The 24,694-nt window shown below is 75.8% G+C and carries 15 protein-coding genes; 11 read left to right on the top strand and 4 right to left on the bottom strand.

Going from position 1 to position 24,694, the window contains the following annotated elements; genetic code table 11:
- The first annotated feature begins 140 nt into the window (after nt 1-140).
- Nucleotides 141-464 carry a hypothetical protein gene (locus ACFVVA_RS24395; protein WP_387692591.1) on the top strand — a complete coding sequence of 108 codons (324 nt, stop codon included), beginning with the start codon at nt 141-143 and terminating at the stop codon, nt 462-464.
- A gap of 83 nt (nt 465-547) precedes the next feature.
- Here ACFVVA_RS24395 and ppc read toward each other — a convergent pair whose 3' ends face one another.
- The gene (gene ppc / locus ACFVVA_RS24390; RefSeq protein WP_387692589.1) at nt 548-3,346 is read right to left on the bottom strand and encodes a phosphoenolpyruvate carboxylase; all 2,799 of its coding nucleotides are present in this window, start codon (nt 3,344-3,346) and stop codon (nt 548-550) included.
- A 259-nt stretch (nt 3,347-3,605) separates the two neighbouring features.
- Between ppc and ACFVVA_RS24385 the strand changes: the two genes are divergently transcribed.
- Nucleotides 3,606-4,871, top strand: a complete 1,266-nt coding sequence (locus tag ACFVVA_RS24385; RefSeq protein ID WP_380539354.1) for a sensor histidine kinase — start codon at nt 3,606-3,608, stop codon at nt 4,869-4,871.
- A 34-nt stretch (nt 4,872-4,905) separates the two neighbouring features.
- Here ACFVVA_RS24385 and ACFVVA_RS24380 read toward each other — a convergent pair whose 3' ends face one another.
- Complete coding sequence (locus ACFVVA_RS24380; protein ID WP_359910060.1) at nt 4,906-5,433, bottom strand: SUKH-3 domain-containing protein; 528 nt, start codon at nt 5,431-5,433, stop codon at nt 4,906-4,908.
- A gap of 60 nt (nt 5,434-5,493) precedes the next feature.
- The gene (locus ACFVVA_RS24375; RefSeq protein WP_359910045.1) at nt 5,494-5,955 is read right to left on the bottom strand and encodes a YwqJ-related putative deaminase; all 462 of its coding nucleotides are present in this window, start codon (nt 5,953-5,955) and stop codon (nt 5,494-5,496) included.
- A gap of 366 nt (nt 5,956-6,321) precedes the next feature.
- On the opposite strand from ACFVVA_RS24375, the gene ACFVVA_RS24370 reads away from it, so the two are divergent.
- The 6 genes from ACFVVA_RS24370 (at nt 6,322) to mfd (ending at nt 18,865) form a co-directional block, all read left to right on the top strand.
- Nucleotides 6,322-7,485 (top strand): Gfo/Idh/MocA family protein, encoded by a 1,164-nt coding sequence (locus ACFVVA_RS24370; protein ID WP_387692586.1) that lies wholly within the window; start codon nt 6,322-6,324, stop codon nt 7,483-7,485.
- Nucleotides 7,482-8,633 carry a DegT/DnrJ/EryC1/StrS family aminotransferase gene (locus ACFVVA_RS24365; RefSeq protein WP_387692584.1) on the top strand — a complete coding sequence of 384 codons (1,152 nt, stop codon included), beginning with the start codon at nt 7,482-7,484 and terminating at the stop codon, nt 8,631-8,633. Before ACFVVA_RS24370 ends, ACFVVA_RS24365 begins: the two co-directional genes overlap by 4 nt.
- Before the next feature lie 251 nt (nt 8,634-8,884).
- Entirely contained in the window at nt 8,885-9,886 is a 1,002-nt protein-coding gene (locus tag ACFVVA_RS24360) for an SMI1/KNR4 family protein (protein ID WP_387692582.1), read from the top strand.
- A gap of 85 nt (nt 9,887-9,971) precedes the next feature.
- A complete protein-coding gene (locus ACFVVA_RS24355) occupies nt 9,972-12,695 on the top strand; it encodes an SUKH-4 family immunity protein (RefSeq protein WP_387692580.1) in 2,724 nt (907 codons plus the stop codon).
- 265 nt (nt 12,696-12,960) lie between these two features.
- A complete protein-coding gene (locus ACFVVA_RS24350) occupies nt 12,961-14,430 on the top strand; it encodes a hypothetical protein (RefSeq protein WP_387692578.1) in 1,470 nt (489 codons plus the stop codon).
- 781 nt (nt 14,431-15,211) lie between these two features.
- The gene (gene mfd / locus ACFVVA_RS24345) at nt 15,212-18,865 is read left to right on the top strand and encodes a transcription-repair coupling factor (RefSeq protein WP_387692577.1); all 3,654 of its coding nucleotides are present in this window, start codon (nt 15,212-15,214) and stop codon (nt 18,863-18,865) included.
- Nucleotides 18,866-18,998: 133 nt separating this feature from the next.
- Here the strand turns inward: mfd and ACFVVA_RS24340 are convergent, their stop codons facing one another.
- On the bottom strand, nt 18,999-19,646 hold the full coding sequence (locus ACFVVA_RS24340) for a DUF4352 domain-containing protein (protein WP_387692576.1): 648 nt from the start codon (nt 19,644-19,646) through the stop codon (nt 18,999-19,001).
- A gap of 217 nt (nt 19,647-19,863) precedes the next feature.
- On the opposite strand from ACFVVA_RS24340, the gene ACFVVA_RS24335 reads away from it, so the two are divergent.
- From ACFVVA_RS24335 to ACFVVA_RS24325, 3 genes are all read left to right on the top strand, one after another.
- Nucleotides 19,864-22,056, top strand: coding sequence for an N-6 DNA methylase (locus ACFVVA_RS24335; RefSeq protein WP_387692574.1), 2,193 nt, complete (start codon nt 19,864-19,866; stop codon nt 22,054-22,056).
- Between the two features lie 425 nt (nt 22,057-22,481).
- The gene (locus tag ACFVVA_RS24330) at nt 22,482-23,048 is read left to right on the top strand and encodes a hypothetical protein (protein WP_387692572.1); all 567 of its coding nucleotides are present in this window, start codon (nt 22,482-22,484) and stop codon (nt 23,046-23,048) included.
- Nucleotides 23,045-24,673, top strand: coding sequence for a protein kinase (locus tag ACFVVA_RS24325; protein ID WP_387692570.1), 1,629 nt, complete (start codon nt 23,045-23,047; stop codon nt 24,671-24,673). Before ACFVVA_RS24330 ends, ACFVVA_RS24325 begins: the two co-directional genes overlap by 4 nt.
- Nucleotides 24,674-24,694: the final 21 nt, after the last annotated feature.

The following is a 24,694-nucleotide window of genomic DNA, read 5'->3' as shown; positions in this document are numbered from 1 at the left end:
GCTGACCGTCCGTCAGGACCGTGTGCGGGTACGCAACGGTCGTACAACGCTTGCCCGTCCACACCTGAATCGGTGTGAGAACCCCGTGCGGGATCGGATAGCGTCGACCGGGTACGCGAACGAGTCCTGGGGAGTTCTCGATGCGGGGATTGCGTCCGGTCCGCCGAGTGCGGCGGGGCCGGGTGGTCGAGCTGAAGCGGCTCGGGCGGCGGGTCGGTACGGCCGGTGCGCTGGGGGCGGCCGGCGTCCTGCTGTCGAGCGGTGCGCTGGCGCACGCGGAGCCGGTGGCCGAGTCGGACCCGGCGGTCTCCCCGGAGCCGGCGGCGGCGCAGTTCGGCCCGGTGCTCGGCGATTCGATGGGCCCCGACGCCGGGCTGCTGGCGGTCGGCGGCGGCCTGGTGGTGGCGGCCGGCGGCGCGGCGCTGTGGCTGAAGCGCAGGCGCGCGGGCGAGGCGGCGGAGTAGCACCCGCGCGGATCAGGAACCTCACGGCGATGGGCCGGTGTCCCGGACGGGACACCGGCCCATCGGCCGTTCTCGGGCGGCCGTCAGCCGGTGTTGCGCAGGCCGGCGGCGATGCCGTTGACGGTCAGCAGCAGCGCGCGGGCGCGCAGCGGGTCGTCCTGACGCCCGGCCGAGAGCTCCTCGCGCTGGCGGCGCAGCAGCGCGACCTGGAGGTAGGAGATCGGGTCGAGGTAGGCGTCGCGGACGGCGAAGGTCTGCTTCAACACCGGGTTGTGCTCCAGCAGTTCGTTCTCGCCGGTGAGCCGCAGCAGCTCGCGCAGGGTGAGCGCGTGCTCGGCCTTGATCTCGTCGAAGACGTGGCGCAGCTCGCCGGGCACCAGCTGCTCGACGTAGTGCTGGGCGATCCGCAGGTCGGTCTTGGCCAGCGTCATGGCGACGTTGGACAGGAAGTTGCGGAAGAAGTGCCACTCGCCGTACATCTCGTCCAGCACGCCGCCGAGGCCCGCCGCGCGGGCGGCCGCGAGGCCGGAGCCGACGCCGAACCAGCCGGGGACGATCTGCCGGGACTGGGTCCAGCCGAACACCCACGGGATGGCCCGCAGGCCGTCCAGGCCGGCGCCGGAGTCGGGGCGGCGGGACGGGCGGGAGCCCAGGTGCAGCGAGGCGAGCTGGTCGACCGGGGTGGCGGCGAAGAAGTACTTCGGCAGGTCCTCCTGCTCGACCAGGCCGCGGTAGGCGGTGTGGGCGGCCTCGGAGACCTGGTCCATCGCGGCGTCCCAGCGGGCCAGCGACTCGGGGGCCTGGCGCGGGGCGGTGTGCAGCGCGGAGGCGGAGAGCGTGGCGGAGATCGTCAGCTCCAGGTTCTCCCGGGCCAGCGAGGGGAGCAGGTACTTGTCGGAGATGACCTCGCCCTGCTCGGTGACCTTGATCTCGCCCTCCAGGGTGCCCCAGGGCTGGGCCAGGATGGCCTCGTGCGAGGGGCCGCCGCCGCGGCCGACGGTGCCGCCGCGGCCGTGGAACAGGCGCAGCCGGATGCCGTAGCGGTGGGCGACGTCGCGCAGGCGGCGCTGGGCGCGGTGGATCTCCCACTGGGAGGTGGTGATGCCGCCGAACTTGGAGGAGTCGGAGTAGCCGAGCATGACCTCCTGGACGTCGCCGCGCAGCGAGACGAGCAGGCGGTAGGACGGGTCGGAGAGCATCTCGTCGAGGATGCGGTCGGCCTGCTGGAGTTCGTCGGTGGTCTCCAGCAGCGGCACGATGCCGATCTTGGCGATGCCGGCGTGCAGGTCGATCAGACCGGCCTCGCGGGCCAGCACGGTGGCCGCGAAGACGTCGTCGGCACCCTGGCACATGGAGATGATGTAGCTCTCGACGATCTCGTCGCCGAAGCGCTCGAAGCCTTGGCGGATCGTGTTGAACACGCCGAGGGTCTTGGTGCCGGCCTCGTCCAGCGGGGCCGGGGTGGGGGCGAGCGGGCGGCGCGAGCGGAGCTCCTTGGCGAGCAGCTTCTGCCGGTACTCGCGGGGCATGTCGGCGTAGCGCCAGGCCTCTTCGCCGAGCCGGTCGAAGAGCTGGCCGAGGGCGTGGTGGTGGGCCTCGGCGTGCTCGCGCACGTCCATGGTGGCGAGCTGCAGGCCGAAGGCCTCGACGGTGCGGATGGCGCGGGCGAGGCGGCCGTCGGCGATGAGCTCGCCGCGGTGGGCGCGCAGCGAGTCCTGGATCAGCCGCAGGTCGGCGATCAGCTCGCGGGTGCCGAGGTAGTCGCGGCCCTCGACGTGCGGGGTGCCGCCGGCCAGCCGCTCGCGGGTGTTCTCCAGCTTGAGCCGGATGCAGGTGGCCTTGAGGCGGTAGGGCTCCTCGGCGTTCATCCGCTTGTAGCGCGGGCTGAGTTCGGGGAGCAGGTGCAGATCGGTGTTGAGCGAGGCGAGCAGTTCGACCGAGGCGCCGGCCAGCCGCTCGGAGGTGGAGAGCGTGTTGCGCAGGTCGTCGATCGCGGAGAGCGCGTCCTTGATGCCGTACTCGTGCTGGAGGTTGAGGACGTCCCAGGTGACCTGCGGGGTGACGTTGGGGTTGCCGTCGCGGTCGCCGCCGATCCAGGTGCCGAAGGTGAGCGGCCGCACGCCGTCGGGCAGGCTCAGGCCGACCCGGGCGAGCTCCTCGTGCAGCTCCTCCAGGACCTCGGGGACGGCCTCGCGGTAGAGCTCGTCCAGGTAGTAGACGGCGTTGCGGGCCTCGTCGGTGGGCTCGGGGCGGGCGATGCGCAGCTCGTCGGTCTGCCAGAGCAGGTCGATGACCTCGGCCAGGCGGCGGTCGGCGGAGCGCTTGGCGCTGCTGGTGCGGGCCTGGTCGGCGGCGGCCAGGCCGGAGGTGACCTCGTCGCGGTGGATGCGGTCGAGGAGCTCGCCGATCCGGCGCAGCTTGTTGAGGACGCTGCGGCGGGCGGCCTCGGTGGGGTGCGCGGTGAAGACCGGGCGGACCGCGAGGTGGGCCAGGGTGTTCTGGAGGTGCTTGGGGTCGGCCTCGGCGAGCTGGTCGGCGGTCTGCGCGAGCAGCGAGCCCTCCCGGGCGCGGCGGGTGGCGAGCTCGCGGCCGCGGTGCACCTGCTCGGTGACGTTGGCGAGGTGGAAGTAGGTGGAGAACGCCCGGACCAGCTTGGCGGCGGTGTCCAGGTCGATGTCGGAGAGGAGTTCGGCGGTGGCCTCGCCGTCGGTGCGGCTCAGCAGGCGGACCTGTTCGACCAGGCCCAGCAGCTGGGGGCCCTCCTGGCGGACCAGCGTCTCGCCCAGCAGGTCGCCGAGGCGTCGGATGTCCGCACGCAGGGCGGCGTTGTCGGCGACGACGGGCGTGGGGCTGTCCGCCGGGGTGGGGACCGGAGCGGTCACGGCTGGCTCCCTCTGGTGGTGGGGTTCGGCAACGGCTCATCGTCACAGGTCCACACGGGTGTGGCGGGTGTGACGCGTGCGGACCGCGCTGTCCGACGCGACCAGCATAGGTGTCGGGGCGGGTGCTGTCCGCGAGGTGGCCGGATGGCGGACAGGGCTGCCGAAAACCACCTGTGGTCTGGACCACTTGGCGGCTTCGGGGGGTGTGCCGGGAGATCCCGGTGGGGAGGGGAGGGGGTTGCCGCTTACGCTGTGGGGCATGAGCAAGTCGCCTGGGGAGCGCATGCCGGTCCGGTGGTTCTGGTGGTGGAAGCGGCCGCGCAGCGCCTTCCTGGACGTCGGGCTGGGGCTGCTCGCCGCGGTGGAGTGCGCGGCCAGCACGATCGCCTTCCTCTCCGCCCGGATACACGTCAGCACCGCGGGAGCGGTCGGCATAGCCGTGCTCGGCACGCTGGCCGGCGGCTCGCTGGTGGTGCGCCGGCGCTGGCCGGCCGTCCCGGTACTGGTGACGCTGCTGGTGATGCCCGGCATGCTGGGCGTGGTGCTGCTGGTGGTGGCGCTGTACACGCTGGCCTCGACCTGGGAGTGGCCCTCGCGCCGGCGCCGGGTGGTGGCGCTGTCCGGGCTGGCCTTCGCCGAGGCGGCCGCGGTGATGGCGGTGTCGCTGATGACGCCCGGCGACATGATGGACCCGCCGCCGCTGTGGGGTCAGATCCTGCTGTCGCTGCTGGTGTCGGTCGGGCTGACCGTCGCCCCGGTGGTGACCGGACTGTACGTCGGCGCGCGGCGGCGGCTGATCGAGTCGCTCAAGGACCGCGCCCACGGCCTGGAGACCGAGCTGGACCTGCTGGCCGAGCAGGCGCAGGAGCGCGCCCGCCGGGCCCGGCTGGAGGAGCGCACCCGGATCGCCCGGGAGATGCACGACGTGGTGGCGCACCGGGTGTCCCTGATGGTGGTGCACGCCGGGGCGCTGGAGCGGATCGCCGGCAAGGACCCGGACAAGGCGGCGCAGAGCGCCAAGCTGATGGGCGAGGTGGGCCGGCAGGCGCTGAACGAACTGCGCGAGATCCTCGGGGTGCTGCGGATGGACGACGAACGGCAGCCGGAGCCGGACTCGCTGGCCGGGCTGCCGCGGCTGGTCGACCAGTCCCGCGCGGCCGGGATGGCGGTGACCCTGACGGTCAGCGGCAGCCGGCAGGAGTTCACCGGCGAGGCCGAGCAGACCGCCTACCGGGTCGTCCAGGAGGGCCTGACCAACGCGCACAAGCACGCGGGCGGCGCCCAGGTGTCCGTCCTGCTCTCGTACGCGCCGAACGGGGTGCGGGTGGCCGTGGTGAACGCCTGCCCCGGCGGGGAGCGGGGCGCGGCGAAGCTGCCCAGCGGCGGCAACGGGCTGGTCGGGATGCGGGAGCGGGTGATCGCGCTGGGCGGCACCTTCTCCTCCGGGCCGGAGGCGGACGGCGGGTTCCGGATCGAGGCGGTGCTGCCGTCCCGGCTGGCGGTGCGGGCCGAGCGGCTGCGCTGAGCGGCTGCGCTGTGCCGTCCCCGGCCCCCGGCCGTCAGTACTCCTCGGCGGTGCGCAGCCGCTCGGGGGCGGTGCCCAGGACGAGGGTGGAGATCGCCTGGTCGATGCCGTGGCCGAGGAACCACTCGCCGGTGTGGTCCAGGCTGTAGACCCGGCCCTCCTCGTCGACGGCCAGCAGCGCCTGCCCGTACGCCTCCTCGCCGAGCGGGGCCAGCCGGGTGCCCAGCGCCCGGCCCAGGTCGAGCAGGGTGCGCGGCTGGTGCAGCCCGCACAGCGGGTCGATCAGGAACGGGGTGCGGGCCAGCTGGCGGCCCGGGCCGGACAGGTCGAAGGCGAGGCCGCCGAACTCGGCCCAGGCCTCCACCGCCGCAGGGAACACCGCGTGCCGTACGCCGGCGGGCGCGCCGTACCCGGCCAGGGCGTCGGCCCACTCCTCGGCCTGCCGGATCTCCCAGCGGCCGGGGTGCCAGCCGGCCGCCTTGAGCTCGGCGGCGACGTCGGCGGGGAAGCGCGGGCGGGTCCGGGTGCCGGCGGGGGAGAGGGTGGCCGGTGGGGACGGGATCGGCGGGTTCAGGACGGACTCCAGGGCTGGGGGACGGGGGACGTGCCGGCGCTCGGCCGGTCAGTGCGCGGGCGGTCCGACGGCGACGCTGCGTACGGTGAAGTGCTCGAGCATCGGAGCGCAGGAGCGGCACGGCGGGGCGTGGCTGCCGTGCGCCGGGTCGTCCTCCTCGCGGATGCGCACGGTCGTCATCCGGGCGCCCTTGAGCGACTTCCGGGCCTCCTGCAGGGTCATCGGCTTGCGGGCGGCGCGCTTGGAGCGCCGGCCGTCGACCGCGGCCAGGTGCTGGGAGAGCAGGACGGCCTCCGGGCAGCGGCCGGTGAACCGTTCGCGGGCCTCCGCCGGCAGGGTGTCCAGGAAGTCGGCGACCAGGTGGTGCAGCACCGGGCGGCGCGGGTCCTTGTCGCCCGCCAGGGTGTGCACCTCGCCGCCCTTGAGCGACAGCGCGGCGGCGACGGCGGGCAGCAGGCTGTCGCGGTGGTGGCGCAGCACGGGCGGGCCCGCCGGCTCACCGGTGGTCATCCGTCGTCCTCCTCCTCGTAACCCGGCATCGGCCGGAGTGACCGGGCCGGTCCGGGGCAAGCCTGTCAAACGGTACTGACAACCGCACAACCGGGGTGCGGCGGCGGCCGGTGCCGCGGCGGGCCGGCCGGCGGCCGCCCGATGCCGGCCGAACACGCACCCGCCCGTCACGACTTGTCCGCCGATCTACCGAAACGGCCCCCGGGCCCGGTGCCCGGCCGGTACCGTTCCGGCAGCGAGCCGAAGGGGACGCGGCCGACCGTGCGGACAGCCGCCGGCAGCCCGACTCCGGTGCCCGCGCCGGACGTTGAGGCCGCCGGGGAAGGCCTGTCGCCCGCCCCGGCGCTGAGCGAAGGGGCTCGTGCGATGACGTCGGAACCGCAGGACGAGCACTGGCAGACCGCCAACCAGGCACCCGGCGGACACGTGCCCGCACCGGACGAGCCGCCCCGGCCGGTGCCCGAACACCCGGTGGGACTGGCCGTGGTCGGGGCCGGCTACTGGGGCCCGAAGCTGGTCCGCAACGCGCAGCACACCCCGGCGCTGCGGCTGCACTGGCTGTGCGACCTGGACGAGGCCAAGGCCCGGGCGGTGCTGGGGGAGTACAGCACCGTCGGGGCGACCGACAGCTACCGGCGGGTACTGGCGGACGGGCGGGTCGGCGCGGTCGCGGTGGCCACGCCGGCGGGCGCCCACTACGCGCTGGTGCGGGCGGCCCTGGAGGCCGGCAAGCACGTCCTGGTGGAGAAGCCGATCACCACCTCCGCCGCCGAGGCCCAGGAACTGGTCGACCTGGCCGAGCGGCGCGGGCTGGTGCTGATGTGCGACCACACCTTCTGCTACACCCCGGCGGTGCGGCGGATCCGCGAACTGGTCCACGGCGGGGACATCGGGGACGTCCAGTTCTTCGACTCGGTGCGGATCAACCTCGGCCTGGTGCAGCCGGACGTGGACGTGCTGTGGGACCTCGCCCCGCACGACCTGTCGATCCTGGACTTCGTGCTGCCGCCCGGGGTCGAGCCGGTCGGGGTGTCCGCCCAGGGCGCCGACCCGATCGGGGCCGGCCGCGCCTGCGTCGCGTACCTGACGGTCCGGCTCAGCAACGGCGCGCTGGCGCACTGCCACGTCAACTGGCTCTCCCCGACCAAGGTCCGCACCACCCTGATCGGCGGCTCGCGGCGCACCCTGGTCTGGGACGACCTCAACCCGCAGGCGCGGCTGGCCGTGCACGACCGCGGGGTCGACCTCACCCCGCCCGACCGGCTGACCGACGCGATCCGGCACCGGGCGCTGATCTCCTACCGGGTCGGCGAGATGGTCGCGCCCGCACTGGTCGAGCAGGAGGCGCTGCGCAACGTGATGGCCGAGTTCGCGGCCGCCATCACCGAGGGCCGGGCCCCGCTCACCGACGGCCGGGCCGGGGTGCGGGTGCTGCAGCTGCTGGAGGCGGCCTCGCTCAGCCTCGAACTCGGCGGCGCCACCGTCCCGGTGGGCGCGGCGGCCCGGACCGGGGCGGAGGCCGCCCGGTGAGCGGGCCGGTGCGCGGGGGCGCGGCGCGGGATCCGGTGCGGGAGTGCGTCCCGCTGGTCGATCTGGCGGCGGCGCACGCCGAGGTGGCGGACGAGGTGCGGGCCGGCTTCGACCGGGTGCTCGCCTCCGGAGCCTTCGTCAAGGGCCCCGAGGTGGCCGCCTTCGAGCGCGAGTACGCGGCCTTCGCCGGTGCCCGGCACTGCGTGGGCGCCGCCAACGGCACCGACGCCCTCGAACTGGCCCTGCGCGCCCTGGGCCTGCCACCCGGCAGCGGGGTGGTGCTGCCCGCCAACACCTTCGTCGCCACCGCCGAGGCCGTGCTGCGGGCCGGGCTGCGCCCGGTGCTGGTCGACGCCGACCCGGAGTACCTGCTGATGGACCCGGAGCGGGCCGCCACCGCGCTGCCCGGCGCGGCCGCGCTGCTGCCCGTCCACCTCTTCGGCCAACTCGCCCCGATGGGGCCGCTGCTGGCGGCGGCCGACGGAAAGCCGGTGGTGGAGGACGCGGCGCAGTCCCAGGGCGCCCGCCAGCACGGGCGGAGCCGGTACGGGCGGATCGCGGCCACCAGCTTCTACCCGGGCAAGAACCTCGGCGCCTACGGCGACGCCGGGGCGGTGCTCACCGACGACGACGCCCTGGCCGGCGCCGTCCGGCTGATCGGCGACCACGGCGCCCGCGACCGGTACCGGCACGAACGGTTCGGCTTCAACTCCCGGCTGGACGCGCTGCAGGCCGTCGTGCTGCGCGCCAAGCTGCGCCGGCTGCCCGCCTGGAACGCCGCCCGCCGGGCCGCCGCCGCCCGCTACGACGAGCTGCTGGGCGGGCTGGACGGGCTCGCCCTGCCCCGCACCGCGCCCGGCAACGAGCACGTCCGGCACCTGTACCCGGTACGGATCGGCCCCGGCCGGGACCGCGACGCGGTGCTGGCCGAACTGCGGGCGGCCGGGATCGGCGCCGGGGTGCACTACCCGCTGCCGGTCCACCGGCAACCCGCGTTCCATCACCTCGGGCACCGCGAAGGGACGTTCCCGGTCGCCGAGCGGGCCGCCCGTGAACTGCTCAGCCTGCCGCTGCACCCCCACCTCACCGAGGCCGGGCAGCTGCGGGTGGCCGAGGCGCTGGGGCGGGCGCTGGGCGCGCGGTTGTGACGTCGGGGACGCTCCCGGGCGCGGCTCCGGGCAAGGCTCCGGGCAAGGCTTCGGGCAAGGCTCCGGACGGGTTCCGGGAAAGGCTCCGGGCGGGGTTCCGGGCGGGCTCCGGGCGAGGTCCCGGCCGTGCGCCGCCCCCGGGGCCCGCCGTCGCTCCCCCGTCGTCCGCCTGACGGACGGGGGGTTGAAGGCAGGCCCTAGGCTGGTGCCCAGCAGGCACCGTATTTGCAGCAGCCAGTGGGGGCTCCCAGATGACGACAGGTCGGCCCGGCGTCGCCGCCGCACCGAACGCGGCGTACGCAGGTCAGGTGGTGCACTTCCCGGACCCGGTCCGCGCGGAGCGGCACCCCGCCGGGGTCAGGGTGGACGAGTACGGCTTTCCGGACTTCGGCCCGTACGCCGCCGCCGCGGCCGAGGTGGCCGACCCGCCGGAGGGCTTCGGCGTGGACGAGCTGCGGCTGACCGACTACGTGTCGGCCAACGCCGCGCTCTACACCCAGGGCCACCCGCTCTGGGCCGACCTCCCGACCGCCGTCGCCACCCCGCCCGGCTGGACCTGGCACCACGCGGTCGGCCGGGCCGCCCCCGGCTGGCGGCGGATGGAGCTCGTGCCGGTCGAGGTCAAGGCGCTGCTGCGGCACCACGGCGGCCTGGCCACCTCCGGCGCCGACCACACCCGCCGCGGCACCCGCCCCCTGCAGGAGCGCCGGGCGGTGCACTTCTCGCTGGCCGGGGACGGCGGCGACCCGATCGGCGTCCCCGAGGACCTGGTGCAGCGCGCCGAGCAGCGCCTCGGCTACCGGCTGCCCGACGCCTACCGCACCTTCCTCAAGCTGGGCGGCGGCCGCACCCCGGTCGGCGTGGCGCTGGACACCGAGCTCGGACTGCTGCTCGACCAGCCCTTCCTGACGCTCACCGAGGAGTACGGCACCGCGGACGTCGTGTACGCCAACAAGTGCCTGCGCGACCACCTCACCAAGGACTACCTGGCCGTCGCCTACGCCCAGGGCGGCCTGGTCGCGCTCAAGGTGCGCGGCGAGCGGACCGGCTCGGTCTGGTTCCACCTGCACGACGACGCCCGCGACACCGGCGCCCCGGAGGCCCCGGAGGACCGCTGCGCCCGGCTGCTGCTGCCCTGCGGCGAGGACTTCGACGCTTTCCTGCTGAGGCTGGCGGGCAGCCCGCCGGAGCTGGAGACGGTCGCGGAGCTGATGGTGGACGGCGGGTTCGCCCGGGCCGTCCCGATGGGCTGAGGCGCGTGGTCTCGGTGGTCGCGATGGTCGCGGTGGTGTCGGTGGAACGGGGGACGAAGAGGATGCGGACAGGGGTGAACCGGGCGTGGTGACGTACGCGCAGGCGCAGGAGCTCGCCGAGGAGTGGATCAACGGCGGGGTGCCGCGCTCGCAGCAGCGCGAGGTGCGGGTCCGGGAGTTCGACCTGGGCTTCGTCTGCTGGGCGGTCGCGCCCGCGGGCCCGGCCGAGGGCACGGGCGGTGCGGGCGGCGGCACGGGGGAGGCACGGCTGGTGATCGCCCGGGACTCGGGCGCCAGCACGCTGTGGCCCGCGCTGCCCGTCAACGAGGTGGTCCGGCAGTACGAGGAGGTCTACGGGCGGCCGGTGGCGGCCAACCCGGCCGGGGCGGCGAAGCCCGCGCCCGGACCGGTGGAGGCCACCTCCTTCCTGCTCAGCCCGCCGCAGTGGCTCCAGGAGGCGGGGGCCGCGGCGATCGCGGCGGAGGCGGAGCGGCTCGGGACGGCCCCGGCCGGGCCGCAGGGCGCCGAGACTCCGGTCGCGGCCGCTGCTGCCGCTGCCGTGCCTGGCGCCGCCGCTGCCACGCCCGTCGAGGAGCAGCCCGTTCCGGCGCCGCAGCGCGTTCCCGCGCCGCTGCCCGTCCCGGCCGTGCTGACCGAGCCGCCGGTCTCCGGCCGGCCCGCCGGGGACGCGCCCACCATGCTCGCGCCGCCGCCCGGGCACGAGGAGCCGGTCGTCGCTCCGCAGCCCTCGCCGCAGCCGCAGGCCGTCGCGCCGCTGCCGCCGCCCGTGGCTCCGGTCGCCCCCGACGCGCCCGGTGTGCCCGGTGTGCCGGGCCCGTCGGACGGGGCCGACGCCGCCACCGTCCTGATGCCCGAGGGGCTGCGGATCACCGGCTCGGACCTGCCCGGGCCCGCCGCGCCGGCGGGTGCCGAGGCCGCGACCATGCTGATGCCGCCGACGAGCGGCGGCCCCGGCATGCCCCCGGTCCCGCCGTTCGCCGACCGGCCGCAGGGGGCGCAGCCGCCGTTCGCCGAGCCGCCGGCCGCCCCGCCGGCCCAGGCCCCGGCACCCGCCCCGGCCGCCGAGCCGGCGCCGACCCTGCTCGCCTCGCCGGACGCCATGCCCGGGCTGATGGGCCTGCCGGGTGCCCCGGCCGCCCCGCCCGCCGCTGGTCCGCAGGCGGAGCACGCCCCGACGATGCTGGCCCCGCCGGGCGGCATGCCCGGCCTCGCCGGCCTGCCCGGTGCCCCCGTCCCCGGTGCCCCGGAGGGCGCCGCGCCGCAGGGCGGACTCGGACGCGGTGCCGGCTCGGTCCCGCCGCCGCCCCCGCCGGCCGCGCTGCGCGGTGGCCCCGCCGGTGCCCCCGGTGCGGGCGCCGCCCCCGCCGGACTCGGACGCGGTGCGGGTTCGGCCCCGCCGCCGCCCCCGCCGGCCGGGCTGAAGCACACCCCGGGCTCCGGTACGCCCGTCGCCGCCCCGGCCGGTTCCGGCGGCCGCGGCGCGGCCTCCGCCCCGCCGCCTCCGCCCCCGGCGGGCCTGCGCGGTGGGGAGGCCCCGCCGGCCCCGCAGGGCGCGCCGTCCGCCGGCCCGTCCGCCTCCGGTACGGCGTACGAGGCGACCCAGCTGGCGGGCGCGATCGACCCGGCGCTGCTGGGCGGCCCGGCGGACCCGGGCACCCCGCCGTCCGGCGGTCCCGCCGTCCCGCCGCCGCCCGGCGGCCCGGCGGCCCCCGCCGCGCCTGCGGCCGGCTACGGCTACCCGAACACGGGCGGTGCCGCGGGGATCGTCCCGCCGGCGGTGCCCGGTTCGCCGCAGGCCGCGCCGGTGCCCCCGGGGGTGCCCGCGGTCGGCCCGGGGTACTTCGCCGCGCTCAGCTACCGGGGCCCGGACGGCTCGGAGCAGAAGCTGCTGCACCGCAGCGAGCCCGGCACCCCGCACCCGGAGTGGAAGATCCTGCAGGACCTGCGCCGGCTCAACGTGCCGCCGGAGCAGGTGCTGGAGCTCTACACCGAGCTGGAGTCCTGCGACCTGCCGGGCGGCTACTGCAACCGCATGATCGCCGCGTCCTGGCCGAACGTCCGGCTCACCCACACCGCCCCGTACGGCCGCGACCACGCGTCCCGGCAGGCCGGGATGGCCGAGCTGCTCGACCACCTGGACGAGCTGCACCAGCTGGCGTCCGGCGCCCAGCGGGTCCGCCCGTTCCGGGTGCCGCCGCCCGCACCCGGGACGGTCCAGGCGCTGCCGCCGCTCCCGCCGCAGCAGCTCGCCCAGGAGACCGGCGCCGCCTTCGGGCAGAACCTGTTCCGGTACGAGCAGCGCGCCGTCTCCCGCCAGGGCGTGCCCGAGCCGGTGTCCCAGACCCTGATGTGGGCCGGGCTGCCGCGCGACTTCGGGCCGTTCTTCTGGGCGCAGGCGCAGGAGGGCCGCCCGATCCCGACGCTCGCCGAGCTGGCCGCCGAGCGCGGCCTGGCCGCGGGCCCGGACTTCGGCGGCTACCTGGTGCTGGGCAACGACTACGGACGGCAGCTGTGCGTCCAGTACGGCACCGCGCACGTGGTGGCCGTGGACATCGAGGGAACCGGCCAGCCGCCCCGGTTCGTCAACAGCGGTGTACCGGAGTTCGTCCGCTCGATGGCCCTGCTGGGCCGGATGTGGCGGCTGCGGTACGGGCTGACCCCGGACCAGGCCGGTCGCTGGACGACCGACTTCCAGGCCCAGCTCGCCGCGATCGACCCGGCGGCCCTGCAGAACGCGGACACCTGGTGGGCCGTGCTGCTGGAGCAGTTCTGGGACGGCCTGCTGTAGCGGACCGTCGCAGGTCCTCGCAGGTGGGAGGGGTCGTTCCGGTGTCCGGAACGGCCCTTCCGGCATGCCTACGCAGCTGTGCCTCGTTGGGGTTTCGCCCAGATCTGCGCAAAATAGGTCAAGAGGATGGGTCTATTCGTCTCGTCCTCGACATATTCCGGTCCGCACGACGACGGAATCCGGCCCGGGGCACCGAACCGGTTCCGGATCCGTCCGTTCCGTCCGATCATGGGCTCCGCAGCCCGCGAAACGAGGGGAAGAGCCCATGAGCGACGCCGTCCCCCAGTACGGCTTCACCCAGGCCCGCCGTGGCTACGTGCCCGAGCAGGTCGACCGAGCCCTCGCCGCCCTCACCGCGCAGCGTGACGAGGCGTGGGAACGGTTGAGCGTCCTGGGCGCCGGCATCCGGCAGATGGAGGCCCGGCTGGCCGACATCCGCCGGACTGCCGAGGAGGCCCCGGAACCCGACTACCAGGTGCTCAGCGAGCAGGCCGCCGGACTGGCCGCGATGGCCGAGAACGAGGCGCGCGCCGTCCGGGAGAAGGCCGAGCGCTTCGCCGAGGACCTGCGGGACGAGGTCTACGAGGCGGGGCAGGCCGCCGACCGCGCCGCCAAGGAGTACAGCACCACGACCCGTACCGACGCGGACGCGGCCGCCCGCCGCACCGAGGAGCGGACCCGGGCCGAGGCCGAGGGCATCCGGTCCGACACCGACCGGGAGAGCCGTTCCGCCCGGGACACCGCGACCGCGTACGCCGCCAAGGTGCGGGTGGCCGCCGCCGAGGCCAGCGAGCAGGCCGAGGCCGAGCTGGCCGCCCGTCGCCGCAAGGCCGACGAGACCTTCGCCGCCGCCCAGGCCGCGGCCGACGCCGAGGACACCGAGGTCTCGGCGACCGCCGAGCGCAAGGTCAAGGAGGCGGAGCAGCAGCGGGAGACGGTGCTGAACCGGATCAAGCAGCTGGAGACGGACGCCCAGGCCAAGGCCGACAAGCTGGTCGAGCAGGCCCGCCGGGAGGCCGAGAAGATCAACGCGGAGAGCGAGCGCGAGCAGCGCGAGTTCGACACCCGGCTGGAGACGGTGCAGCAGCACCTGGACCACATCAAGGCCACGCTGGCCTCGCTCACCGGGGCGGCGGTCGGCCAGATCGAGCCCGGGGTGGCGGCGGCCGCCGTCGCGGCCGCCCGGGCCGCCCAGGACTCCGTCGGGACCGTCGTGCCCACCGCGGCGCCGGCGCCCCCCGCGCAGCGGGAAGCGGTCGCGGACGCGGTCGTGGACGCGGTCGTCGACGCCTCGCCGGTGGACTCGGAGGCGGACACCGGGGAGATCCCGGTGGCCGACCTGCGCAAGACCCTGACTCCCGCGGCTCCCGCCGGGGCCGAGGCCCCCGCCCGGGAGAGGTCGGCGACCGTGCTGCGGACGCCGGTGGTCGGCAGCAGTGCCACCAGGGCCATCGGCGGGCCCGTGGCGACCGGCCCGGTGCCGCCGAAGCCGGCCTCGGCGCCCGCCGAGGAGACGGTCGAGGGGACGGCCGGGGCCGAGGGCGCGGCCGATGGAACGGCGGAGGGAACGGCTGAGGGAACGGCCGAGGCGAAGTCGGTCGACGGGCCGGCCGCTGCCGGGAAGGGCGACGGGCGGTCCTCGGAGGCCGAGACCCGGATCGTTCCGAAGATCATCATCGTGGACGACGGCAGCGACTACGCGACCCCCCACACGGTGAGCTACAACCGCCGCTGACCGGCGCGCCCGACCACGCGTCGCGAAGGCCCCGACCGCCCGGTGAGAGGCGGTCGGGGCCTTCGCCGTGCCGGGCGCGCCCGGGCCCTCGGGCGGGGCCGGGGCCGGAGGCCGGGGAGGACGGGCGGGCTTCGGGGTAGGACGGCGGTCGACGGGGTAGGTCCCCGGGAACGAAAGAGGCCGAGACCCGTGGCGCCCTCCAGGAAAGGGCGCCACGGTTCCCGGCGCTTGGGCGGGCGCCCCCACCCAGGGCCGCCCGGCCTCGCACCTCCGACCCCCATCGGGGGTGCGACAGTGCCCTCCACAGCCATCCCCCACGGTTGGGTGCGGCGGGCACGTTCACCATGGTGCGCGATCTCCATGGACGGCCAGTGACAGGAGTATGTCCAGTTCGTGGCGGATAGCCGTGCCCCGTTCGGGACGGCTCCCGGTTGGTTCGTCCACCGGCCGGTCCGGTGTTCCGTCCAGTCGTTCGTTCTCGGACGTGTTCCTGACAACCCGTCCGGGTGGCCGCGCGGATGCCCGGTGCTCCGGATCCCCTGCCGACCCCTATCGCCCCCTATCGCCCCCTTTCGACCCCTTCCAGCCCCGGCGCGGCCCCGGCGCGGGTCCGGGACGGCCCCGGTCCGGCCTCGCCGAAGCCGTGGACCGCGTGCGCGTCCCTGCCGCGGCGTAGGCTGGAGACCCCCGGCCGCTCGGCGTGCCGGGCCGTTCGCGTTGCCCCGGCGGGCCTTCGCCGCCCCGGGGCAGCATCAGCCACGGGACGAAGAAGAGACCCCAGATGAGCCTGACCGGACTGCTCGATGTCGTCGCGCGGGACGCGGCGCTCGCCGAGGCGATCGAGGCGGCCACCGCCCCCGGAGCCGCGGCCGGTGGACGCCCCCACCTGGACCTGGTCGGACCGCCCGCCGCCCGGCCGTTCGCCATCGCCGCGCTGGCCCGCGCGCTCGCCGGGCAGGCCGCCGGGGACCGGGGCCGCCCGGTGCTCGCCGTCACCGCGACCGGCCGGGAGGCCGAGGACCTCGCGGCCTCGCTGCGCTCCCTGTTGCCCGTCGACGCCGTCGCCGAGTTCCCGGCCTGGGAGACCCTGCCGCACGAACGGCTGTCGCCCCGCTCGGACACCGTCGGGCGCCGGCTGGCCGTACTGCGCCGGATCGTGCACCCGCGGGCGGACGACCCGGCGGCCGGGCCGGTCCAGGTGGTGGTCGCCCCGGTCCGTTCGGTGCTCCAGCCGCAGGTCAAGGGGCTGGCCGAGCTGGAACCGGTGGCCGTCCGGCGCGGTGAGTCGTACGACCTGGGGGAGGTGGCCCGCCGGCTCTCCGCCGCCGCCTACGCGCGCGTCGAACTGGTCGAGAAGCGCGGCGAGTTCGCCGTCCGCGGCGGCATCCTGGACGTCTTCCCGCCGACCGAGGAGCACCCGCTGCGGGTGGAGTTCTGGGGCGACGAGGTCGAGGAGGTCCGCTACTTCAAGGTCGCCGACCAGCGCTCGCTGGAGATCGCCGAGCACGGTCTGTGGGCGCCGCCCTGCCGCGAGCTGCTGCTCACCGAGGAGGTGCGGGCCCGGGCCGCCGAGCTGTCCGCCGAGCACCCCGGGCTGGCCGAGATCCTGGACAGGATCGCCGAGGGCATCGCGGTCGAGGGCATGGAGTCGCTGGCGCCGGTGCTGGTGGACGACATGGAGCTGCTGGTCGACGTGCTGCCGCTCGGCTCGGTCGCGGTGGTCTGCGACCCCGAGCGGGTCCGCACCCGGGCCGCCGACCTGGTGGCGACCAGCCAGGAGTTCCTGCACGCCTCCTGGGTCGCGGCCGCGTCCGGCGGGGACCGCCCGATCGACCTGGAGGCCATCGACGTCTCCGCCGCCTCGCTGCGCTCGCTCGCCGAGGTGCGCGAGCACGCCGCCGAGATCGGGCTTCCCTGGTGGTCCGTCAGCCCGTTCGCGACCAGCGAGTCGACCGTCGACGGCATCCCGGCCCGCGACGGAGTCGCTGGTTGGCACGGCGACGCCAACACGCTGACCCTCGGCATGCACGCCGTCGAGGCCTACCGGGGCGACACCGCCCGGGCGATCGCCGACGCCAAGGAGCGGCTGGCCGCCGACTGGCGGGTCGTCATGGTGACCGAGGGCCACGGCCCGGCCTCCCGGCTCGCCGAGGTGCTGGGCAACGAGGGCATCCCGGCCCGCCTGGTCGCCGACCTCGCCGATGCGCCCACCCGGGACGTCGTCCACGTCTCCTGCGGCTCGATCGAGCACGGCTTCGTCGACGAGAACCTGAAGCTCACGGTCATCACCGAGACCGACCTGTCCGGCCAGAAGTCCTCCACCAAGGACATGCGCCGGATGCCCTCGCGCCGACGCAACGCGATCGACCCGCTGGCGCTGGTGGCCGGCGACTACGTCGTCCACGAGGCGCACGGCGTCGGCAAGTACGTCGAGATGGTGCAGCGCACCGTCCAGGGCGCCACCCGCGAGTACCTGGTGCTGGAGTACGCCCCGGCCAAGCGCGGCCACCCCGGCGACCGGCTGTTCGTGCCGACCGACCAGCTCGACCAGGTCACCAAGTACGTCGGCGGCGAGGCCCCGACGCTGCACCGGCTCGGCGGCGCGGACTGGGCGAAGACCAAGCAGCGGGCCAAGAAGGCGGTCAAGGAGATCGCCGCCGACCTGATCAAGCTGTACTCGGCGCGGATGGCCGCCCCCGGCCACACCTTCGGCCCGGACACCCCGTGGCAGCGGGAGCTGGAGGACGCCTTCCCGTACGCGGAGACGCCGGACCAGCTGACCACCATCGCCGAGGTCAAGTCGGACATGGAGAAGTCCGTCCCGATGGACCGGCTGATCTGCGGCGACGTCGGCTACGGCAAGACCGAGATCGCCGTGCGGGCCGCGTTCAAGGCCGTGCAGGACGGCAAGCAGGTGGCGGTCCTGGTGCCGACCACGCTGCTGGTGCAGCAGCACTTCTCGACCTTCGCCGAGCGCTACGCGAACTTCCCGGTGAACGTGAAGGCACTGTCCCGCTTCCAGACCGACACCGAGGCCAAGGCCGTGCTGGAGGGGCTGTTCGAGGGCTCGGTGGACGTCGTCATCGGCACCCACCGGCTGTTCTCCTCCGAGACCAGGTTCAAGGACCTCGGCCTGGTCATCGTCGACGAGGAGCAGCGCTTCGGCGTCGAGCACAAGGAGCAGCTGAAGAAGCTGCGCGCCAACGTGGACGTGCTCACCATGTCCGCGACCCCGATCCCGCGCACCCTGGAGATGGCGGTCACCGGCATCCGCGAGATGTCCACCATCACCACCCCGCCGGAGGAGCGGCACCCGGTGCTGACCTTCGTCGGGCCGTACGACGAGAAGCAGATCTCGGCCGCGATCCGGCGTGAACTCCTGCGCGAGGGCCAGGTGTTCTACATCCACAACCGGGTGGAGTCGATCGACAAGGCGGCCGCCCGGCTGAAGGACCTGGTGCCCGAGGCGCGGATCGCCACCGCGCACGGGCAGATGGGGGAGAACCAGCTGGAGAAGGTCGTCGTCGACTTCTGGGAGAAGGAGTTCGACGTCCTGGTGTCGACCACGATCGTGGAGTCCGGCATCGACATCTCCAACGCCAACACCCTGATCGTGGAGCGCGGCGACACCTTCGGCCTCTCCCAGCTGCACCAGCTGCGCGGCCGGGTCGGGCGAGGCCGCGAGCGTGGCTACGCGTACATGCTGTACCCGCCGGAGAAGCCGCTCACCGAGACCGCGCACGAGCGGCTGGCCACCATCGCCCAGCACACCGAGATGGGCGCCGGCATGTACGTCGCGATGAAGGACCTGGAGATCCGCGGCGCGGGCAACCTGCTCGGTGGCGAGCAGTCCGGGCACATCGCGGGCGTCGGCTTCGACCTCTACATGCGGATGGTCGGCGAGGCGGTGGCGGAGTTCCGCGAGTCGCTGGCGGGCGGCGGGGAGCCGGAGGAGGAGCCGCTGGAGGTGAAGATCGAGCTGCCCGTCGACGCCCACGTGCCGCACGACTACGCACCCGGCGAGCGGCTGCGGCTGCAGGCGTACCGCTCGATCGCCGCGGTCAACTCGGAGGAGGACATCCAGCAGGTCCGGGACGAGCTGGTGGACCGCTACGGCAAGCTGCCCGAGCCGGTGGAGAACCTGCTGCTGGTCGCGGCGCTGCGGCTGTACGCCCGGCGGTGCGGGATCTCGGACATCACCCTCCAGGGCTCCAACGTCCGCTTCGGGCCGGTGGAGCTGCGGGAGTCCCAGCAGCTGCGGCTGAACCGGCTCTACCCGCGCAGCCAGGTGAAGGCGGCGGCCCAGCAGCTGCTGGTGCCGCGCCCGAGCACCGGGCGGATCGGCGGTAAGCCGCTGGTCGGCCGGGAACTGCTGGGCTGGTGCACCGAGTTCCTGTCGGCCATGTTCGACGACCTGGCGGGGGCGAAGAAGTAGGCATCCGGAGGGCCTCCGCCCTCCAGGTGGTTCACGGCGGTCTCGGGCTCTGCCCCGGGGCCGCCGTTTCGTGTGGACGGGCGCCGGCCGTGGTTGACGCGGTGCGGCGGCCGGCCGGCTGTGAACGGATGCGTCAGCCGAGCTTCCACTGGCCGGTCTGCGGGGCGAAGCCGCTGTCGAGGCCGAACTGGGCCTTGTCGAGCTTGGCGTCCTTCGGCACCTCGAAGGTGACGAAGCCGAGGGCGCTCTCGCCGGGCGCGATGTTGGCGGGGACCTGGAAGCCCGGGCCGGCCTTGGTGTCCGCGATCGTGCTGCCGAAGGCCTGGCCCTGGGCGTCCACCACCTTGGCGCTGTTGCCCGGGACGTCGCTGTAGGCCTTCTTGCCGCTCGCCTTGATCCGGAACTGGACCGAGACGAAGCGCTTGCCGTCGGCCGGGTGGGTGAACTCGTCCTCGCCCTCGGCGTTGTCGACCACCTTCACCAGCGTCACGTCGGCGGTGTCGGCCGGGTCGTTGCCCTTGAGCGCGATGGTGTCGCCGAGCTTGGCGGGCGCCTTGCCGGTGTCGGCGGGCTTGTCCCCGGCGGGCTTGGCGGCCTCGGAACCGGTGGCGGCCGCGGTCTGGTTCGCCTCCGTCGAGACGGAGGCGCCGCCGGTGGAGTTGCACGCCGTCGCGCTCAGGGTGACCAGCGCGGCGCCCAGCAGCAGGACGGCGGTGCGGCGGGTGGCGCCGCGCCGGGCGGTGGCGCGGCGGACGGCGGTGCGGCGGGCGTTCGCGGACATGGGTGTCTCCCGGTGATCGGTGGTCTTCCCTGCGCCGCCCCGTTCGGTGGCGACGGAGAGATCACACCACTCGGCCGTGAACCATGTCAATGCGATTTCACAAAAGAACTCTGTTCACATGTGAACTGTGATCGAGGGGTGCGTCGCTATGCTGTGCGGTCACAGCCCCCGCCCCCGCCCCGGCTGTGCGGTCGCAGCCCCCACCGAAGGAGCCCCCGTGCCGGACCGTCCCGAAGTGACCGCCGCCGAGATCGCTCGGCTGGCCGGCGTCGGCCGGGCCGCGGTCAGCAACTGGCGCCGCCGCCACCCCGACTTCCCGCGCCCGGTCGGCGGCACCGACGCCAGCCCGGCCTTCGCGCTCGCCGAGGTCGAGTCCTGGCTGCGCGCCCAGGGCAAGATCGCCGAACTCCCGCTGCTGGAGCGGGTCTGGCAGCTCGTCGACACCCTCCGCGACCCGGCCGGCCACCCCGCCGCCCCGCTGGTCGAGGCCGGCGCCCTGCTCCTGCTGCTGCACCGCGAGCCCGCGCAGTGGGCCGGGCTCGCCGACCGGCCCGACACCCGGCTCGCCCTCGCGCTGCCCCGGGCCGTCACCGGCGCCGCCGTGCACGCCTTCGGCCCCGACGGCGCCCGCACCCTCGGCCTCCCGGGCCTGCTCGGCAGCACCCAGCTGGACCTCGCCCGGCTGCTCGCCGAACTCGCCGCGCAGGCGGGCCCGGTCGGCGCGTACGAGCAGCTGCTCACCCGGTACGCCGAGGCCAACACCCGGCAGCTCAGCCCCACCCCGCCGGAGGCCGCCGAACTGCTCGCCGCCGTCGCCGGCGTCCCCGCCACCGTGCTCGACCCGGCCGTCGGCCTCGGCTCCGTCCTGCTCGCCCACCCGCCGACCACCGGCCGCTACGGCCAGGACGCCGACCCGGTCACCGCCGCCCTCGCCCGGCTCCGGATCGCCCTGCACACCCCCGCCGACGAGCCCGGCCCGCTCCCGCTCGACCTGCGGGCCGACGACGCCCTGCGCGCCGACGGCTTCCCCGGCGACACCTTCGAGGCCGTGCTCTGCCAGCCCCCGTACAACGAGCGCGACTGGGGCCACGACGAGCTGCAGTTCGACACCCGCTGGCCCGGCGGGCTCGTCCCGCCGCGCGGCGAGTCCGAACTCGCCTGGGTGCTGCACTGCCTGGCGCACACCCGCCCCGGCGGCCTCGCCGCCCTGCTGCTCCCGCCGACCGTCGCCGCCCGCCGGGCCGGCCGCCGCATCCGGGCCGAACTGCTCCGCTCCGGCGCGCTGCGGGCCGTCATCGCGCTGCCGGCCGGCGCCGCCCCGCCGTACGGCGTCCCGCTGCACCTGTGGGTGCTGCGCGCACCCCGGCCGGGCGCCGACTTCCGCCAGGTGCTGATGCTCGACGCCGGGGCGGCGCTCGCCGGTCCGGGCGGGGCCGCCGGGACGCAGGCCGCCGAGGGCGGCCGGGACAAGGTCGACTGGACCGAGCTGCGCCGCACCGTCCTGGAGGCCTGGCGCGGCTTCGACCTCGCCGCGCGCGAGGGCCTGCCGGTCCCCGCCGACCGTCCCGGCGTCCACCGGGCGATGGCCGCCATCGACCTGCTCGACGACGAGACCGACCTCTCCCCGGCCCGGCACGTCCCGCCCGCCGCCCCGCTCGGCGGCGCGGCCGAACTCTCCCACCTCGGCGGCCGGCTGGCCGAGCTGCTGGCCGGCCTGCCCGACCCGGTTGCGCTGCTGCCGCGGCCCGGCGCCGCGTCAGGTGCCGCGTCCGGCGGGGTGGCCGGCGCGGCGCCCGGCGGGGCGTCCGGTACGGCTCCCGTCGGGGTGGTCACCATCGGCGAGCTGGTCCGCGGCGGCGCGCTGGAGGTGCACTCCTCCGGCACCGGCGCCGCCACCCGGCCGGCCGGGGCGGGCTCGGGCGGCACCCCCGTCGTCACCGACCAGGACCTCGCCACCGGCGCCGCGCCCAGCGCCGTCCTGGCCGCAGGCCCCGGCCCGGCCGGGGACGTCCGCACCCGCCCCGGCGACGTCCTGGTCCCCGCCCTCGGCGGCGGCACCGCCCGGGTCGTCCCCGCCGAGGGCCCGCTGGTCGGCGCCGCCCTCGGCCGCCAGCTCCACCTCCTGCGGCCCGACCCGGCCGCCCTCGACCCCGAGTTCCTGGCCGGCCAGTTCCGCTCCACCGCCGGCACCCGGCGCGCCGCCAGCCACGCCACCACCACCGCCCGGCTCGACATCCGACGGGTCGAACTGCCCCGCCTCCCGCTCCCCGCCCAGCAGCGACTCGGTGCCGCCTTCGCCCGCCTCGCCGCCTTCGACACCGCCCTCGCCCAGGCCGCCGCCCTCGGCCGCAGCCTCGCCCAGGCCGCCACCGACGCCCTGGCGACCGGCACCCTGGCGCCGCCGGACTGACACCCGCCCCGCGGGCCGGGGCCGGGTCCGCGGGGGCCCGATCCGGCAGGACCCGCGCCGCGCGCCCGCAGGTGACCCCGGCTCAGTAGCGGCGCGGTACCGGCGGGATACCGATGCGGCAGCGGGCGGACGGAAGCCCTCCGGAGCGGCCGGGCCGGGCGGTACGGTGTGCGGAACCGGTCGCACCGCCCTCGGTGCCGGTCCTCACCAGCTCAGGAGCGCGCATGTCAGGGCAGTACCCCGGGCAGTTCGGACCGCCGCCCGGCGGGGCGCCGTACGGGCCGGGGCCCGGGCAGGGGTACGCGCCGGGGTACGCGCCGGGCCCGGTGCCGGGCTCGCCCGCACCGGGGGGAGCGGTCGGGCCGGGGGGAGCGGTCGGGCCGGGGGGAGTGGCCGGGCCGGCCCCGATCCCCGGACGGTTCGGGGTGGTTGTGCGGGTGCTGTGCGCGCTGGCCCCGCTGGTCACCTTCGGCCTGCTCGGGGTCGTCCCCTCGCTGCTGCTGGCGGTCCGGCGCCGACGGGCGTACGACATCCTCGGCGCGGCGGTGTTCTGCGCGCTGCTGCTCGCCATGATCGTCTCCGCCGGGGTCGCGGGCACCCTGAAGGACCCGACCGCCGACATCACCGGCCAGATCACGCTGGCCGTGCTGTGGCTCCTGCCGACGGCTCACTTCCTGGTGATGGACAGCCGCGCGGTCTGGCTGGCCGGGCCTCCGGCGCCGCAGGCCGTGCCGCACGCCGCTCCGCAGGTCCTCTCGCCGTACGCGGTGCCGAACGTCTCGCCGTACGGGGCCACCGTGCCCGGGTACGGGGCGCCCACGCAGGCCCCCGTGCCCGCTCACGCCCCCGTGCCCGCTCCCGTCGCGCCGACCGCGACCGCTGCCGTCGCCCCCTCGGCCCCCGCCCCCTCGGCCCCCGCCCCCGAAACCGCCCACGACCTGCGCGAGCTGGGCGAGTTGCTGCGCCGCCAGGCCCGCGAGGACCGGCCGTGACCGCCACCCGGCTGATCGCCGGCCGCTACCGGCTCACCGAGAAGATCGGCCACGGCGGCATGGGCCAGGTCTGGGCCGGCCAGGACGAACGACTGCACCGCCCGGTCGCGGTCAAACTGCTCCGCCCCGAGCACCTGCTCCCCGGCGGGACCGGCTCCGGAGGCGAACGGGCCCGCCACGGCGACGAGTTGAGCCGCCGCTTCCTGCGCGAGTGCCGGATCACGGCCGCGCTCGACCACCCCGGGCTGGTCACCGTCTTCGACGCGGGCGAGGACGAGGGCGAGCTCTACCTCGTCATGCAGCGCATCCCCGGGGTCAGCCTGGCCGACCTCATCGCCGAGGACGCGCCCTTCCCGATCGAACGCGCGGCGGCCGTCGCCGCCCAGCTGTGCACCGCGCTGGCCGCCGTCCACGCCATCCCGGTGGTCCACCGCGACCTCAAGCCGAGCAACGTCATGGTCCGCGAGGACGGCCGCACCGTCCTGCTCGACCTCGGCATCGCCACCGCCCTCGACACCGAGACCACCCGGCTGACCCTCACCGGCGTACCCGTCGGCAGCCCCTCCTACATGGCCCCCGAACAGGCCCTCGCCGCCACCACCGACCCGCGCAGCGACCTCTATGCGCTCGGCTGCCTGCTGCACGAGATGCTCGCCGGCGAGGAGCCGTTCCGGGCCCCCACCGCCCTCGGCGTCCTGCGCCGACACGTCGACGAACCACCCGTCCCGCTGCGGGAGTTGCGCCCCGACGTGCCGCAGCCGCTGGAACAGCTGGTGCTCGACCTGCTTGCCAAGCGGCCCGCCGACCGCCCCGCCGACGCCCGGAGCGTGTACGCGCGGCTGCTCCCGCTGCTGCCCCCGGCCGACGGCGCCCCGCAGCCCCGCTACACCCCGCTGCCGGACCCGGCCCGCCCCTTCCGCTACCCGCACCAGCCGCAGCCGCCGGCCGCGGCGGCTGCCCCGGCGCCCGTGGTCCGCTCCGAGTCACGGCCCTTCCTCATGCCACCCGCCCCCGCGACACCTCCGCCCGTCCCCGCGGAATCCGACCTCGGCGCCGAGTGCGCCCGGCTCTCCGACCTGGTCGACGCCGGCCGCCACACCGAGGTGCTCGGCCTCGCCGCCCGCCTGCTGCCCCGGGCCGAGGCCGAACTCGGCGCCGCCGCACCCCTGGTGCGCACCATCCGCACCATCTACGCCCGCACCCTCCTGCACGAGGGCCACCCCCAGCAGGCCCTCCCCGAGTACCGCCGCCTCGCCGCCACCGCCGACGGCGGCCCGCACGGCCCCCAGGGCCTCGACCACCGCTACCGCGCCGCCATCTGCCTCGACCGGCTCGGCCACGGCGCCGAAGCCCTCACCGAGTACCAGGCCCTCCTCACCGCCCACACCGCCCGCCTCGAATCCGGCCTCGACACCGACCCCGAGCGCGCCTACGACCTCCGCGAACGCATCGGCCTCCACCTCGCCGCCACCGGCGACCCCCAGAACGCCTGGCAGTGGCTGCTCCCCCTCCTCCTCGACCGCGAACGCCGCGACGGCCCCCACCACCCCACCGTCCGCCGCCTCCGCCAGTCCCTCTCCACCCTCACCCCCACCTCCACCCCCTGGCCCCCGACCCCGCACTGACCCCACCACCCCGGTCCCGGA

Origin of the sequence: Kitasatospora sp. NPDC058048 (assembly GCF_042885555.1) — a bacterium.
In the GTDB taxonomy this organism is placed as follows: Bacteria; Actinomycetota; Actinomycetes; order Streptomycetales; family Streptomycetaceae; genus Kitasatospora; species Kitasatospora lactacystinica.
Note: the sequence above shows the minus strand (reverse complement) of the source record. Positions and strands in the feature narration are given on the sequence as shown.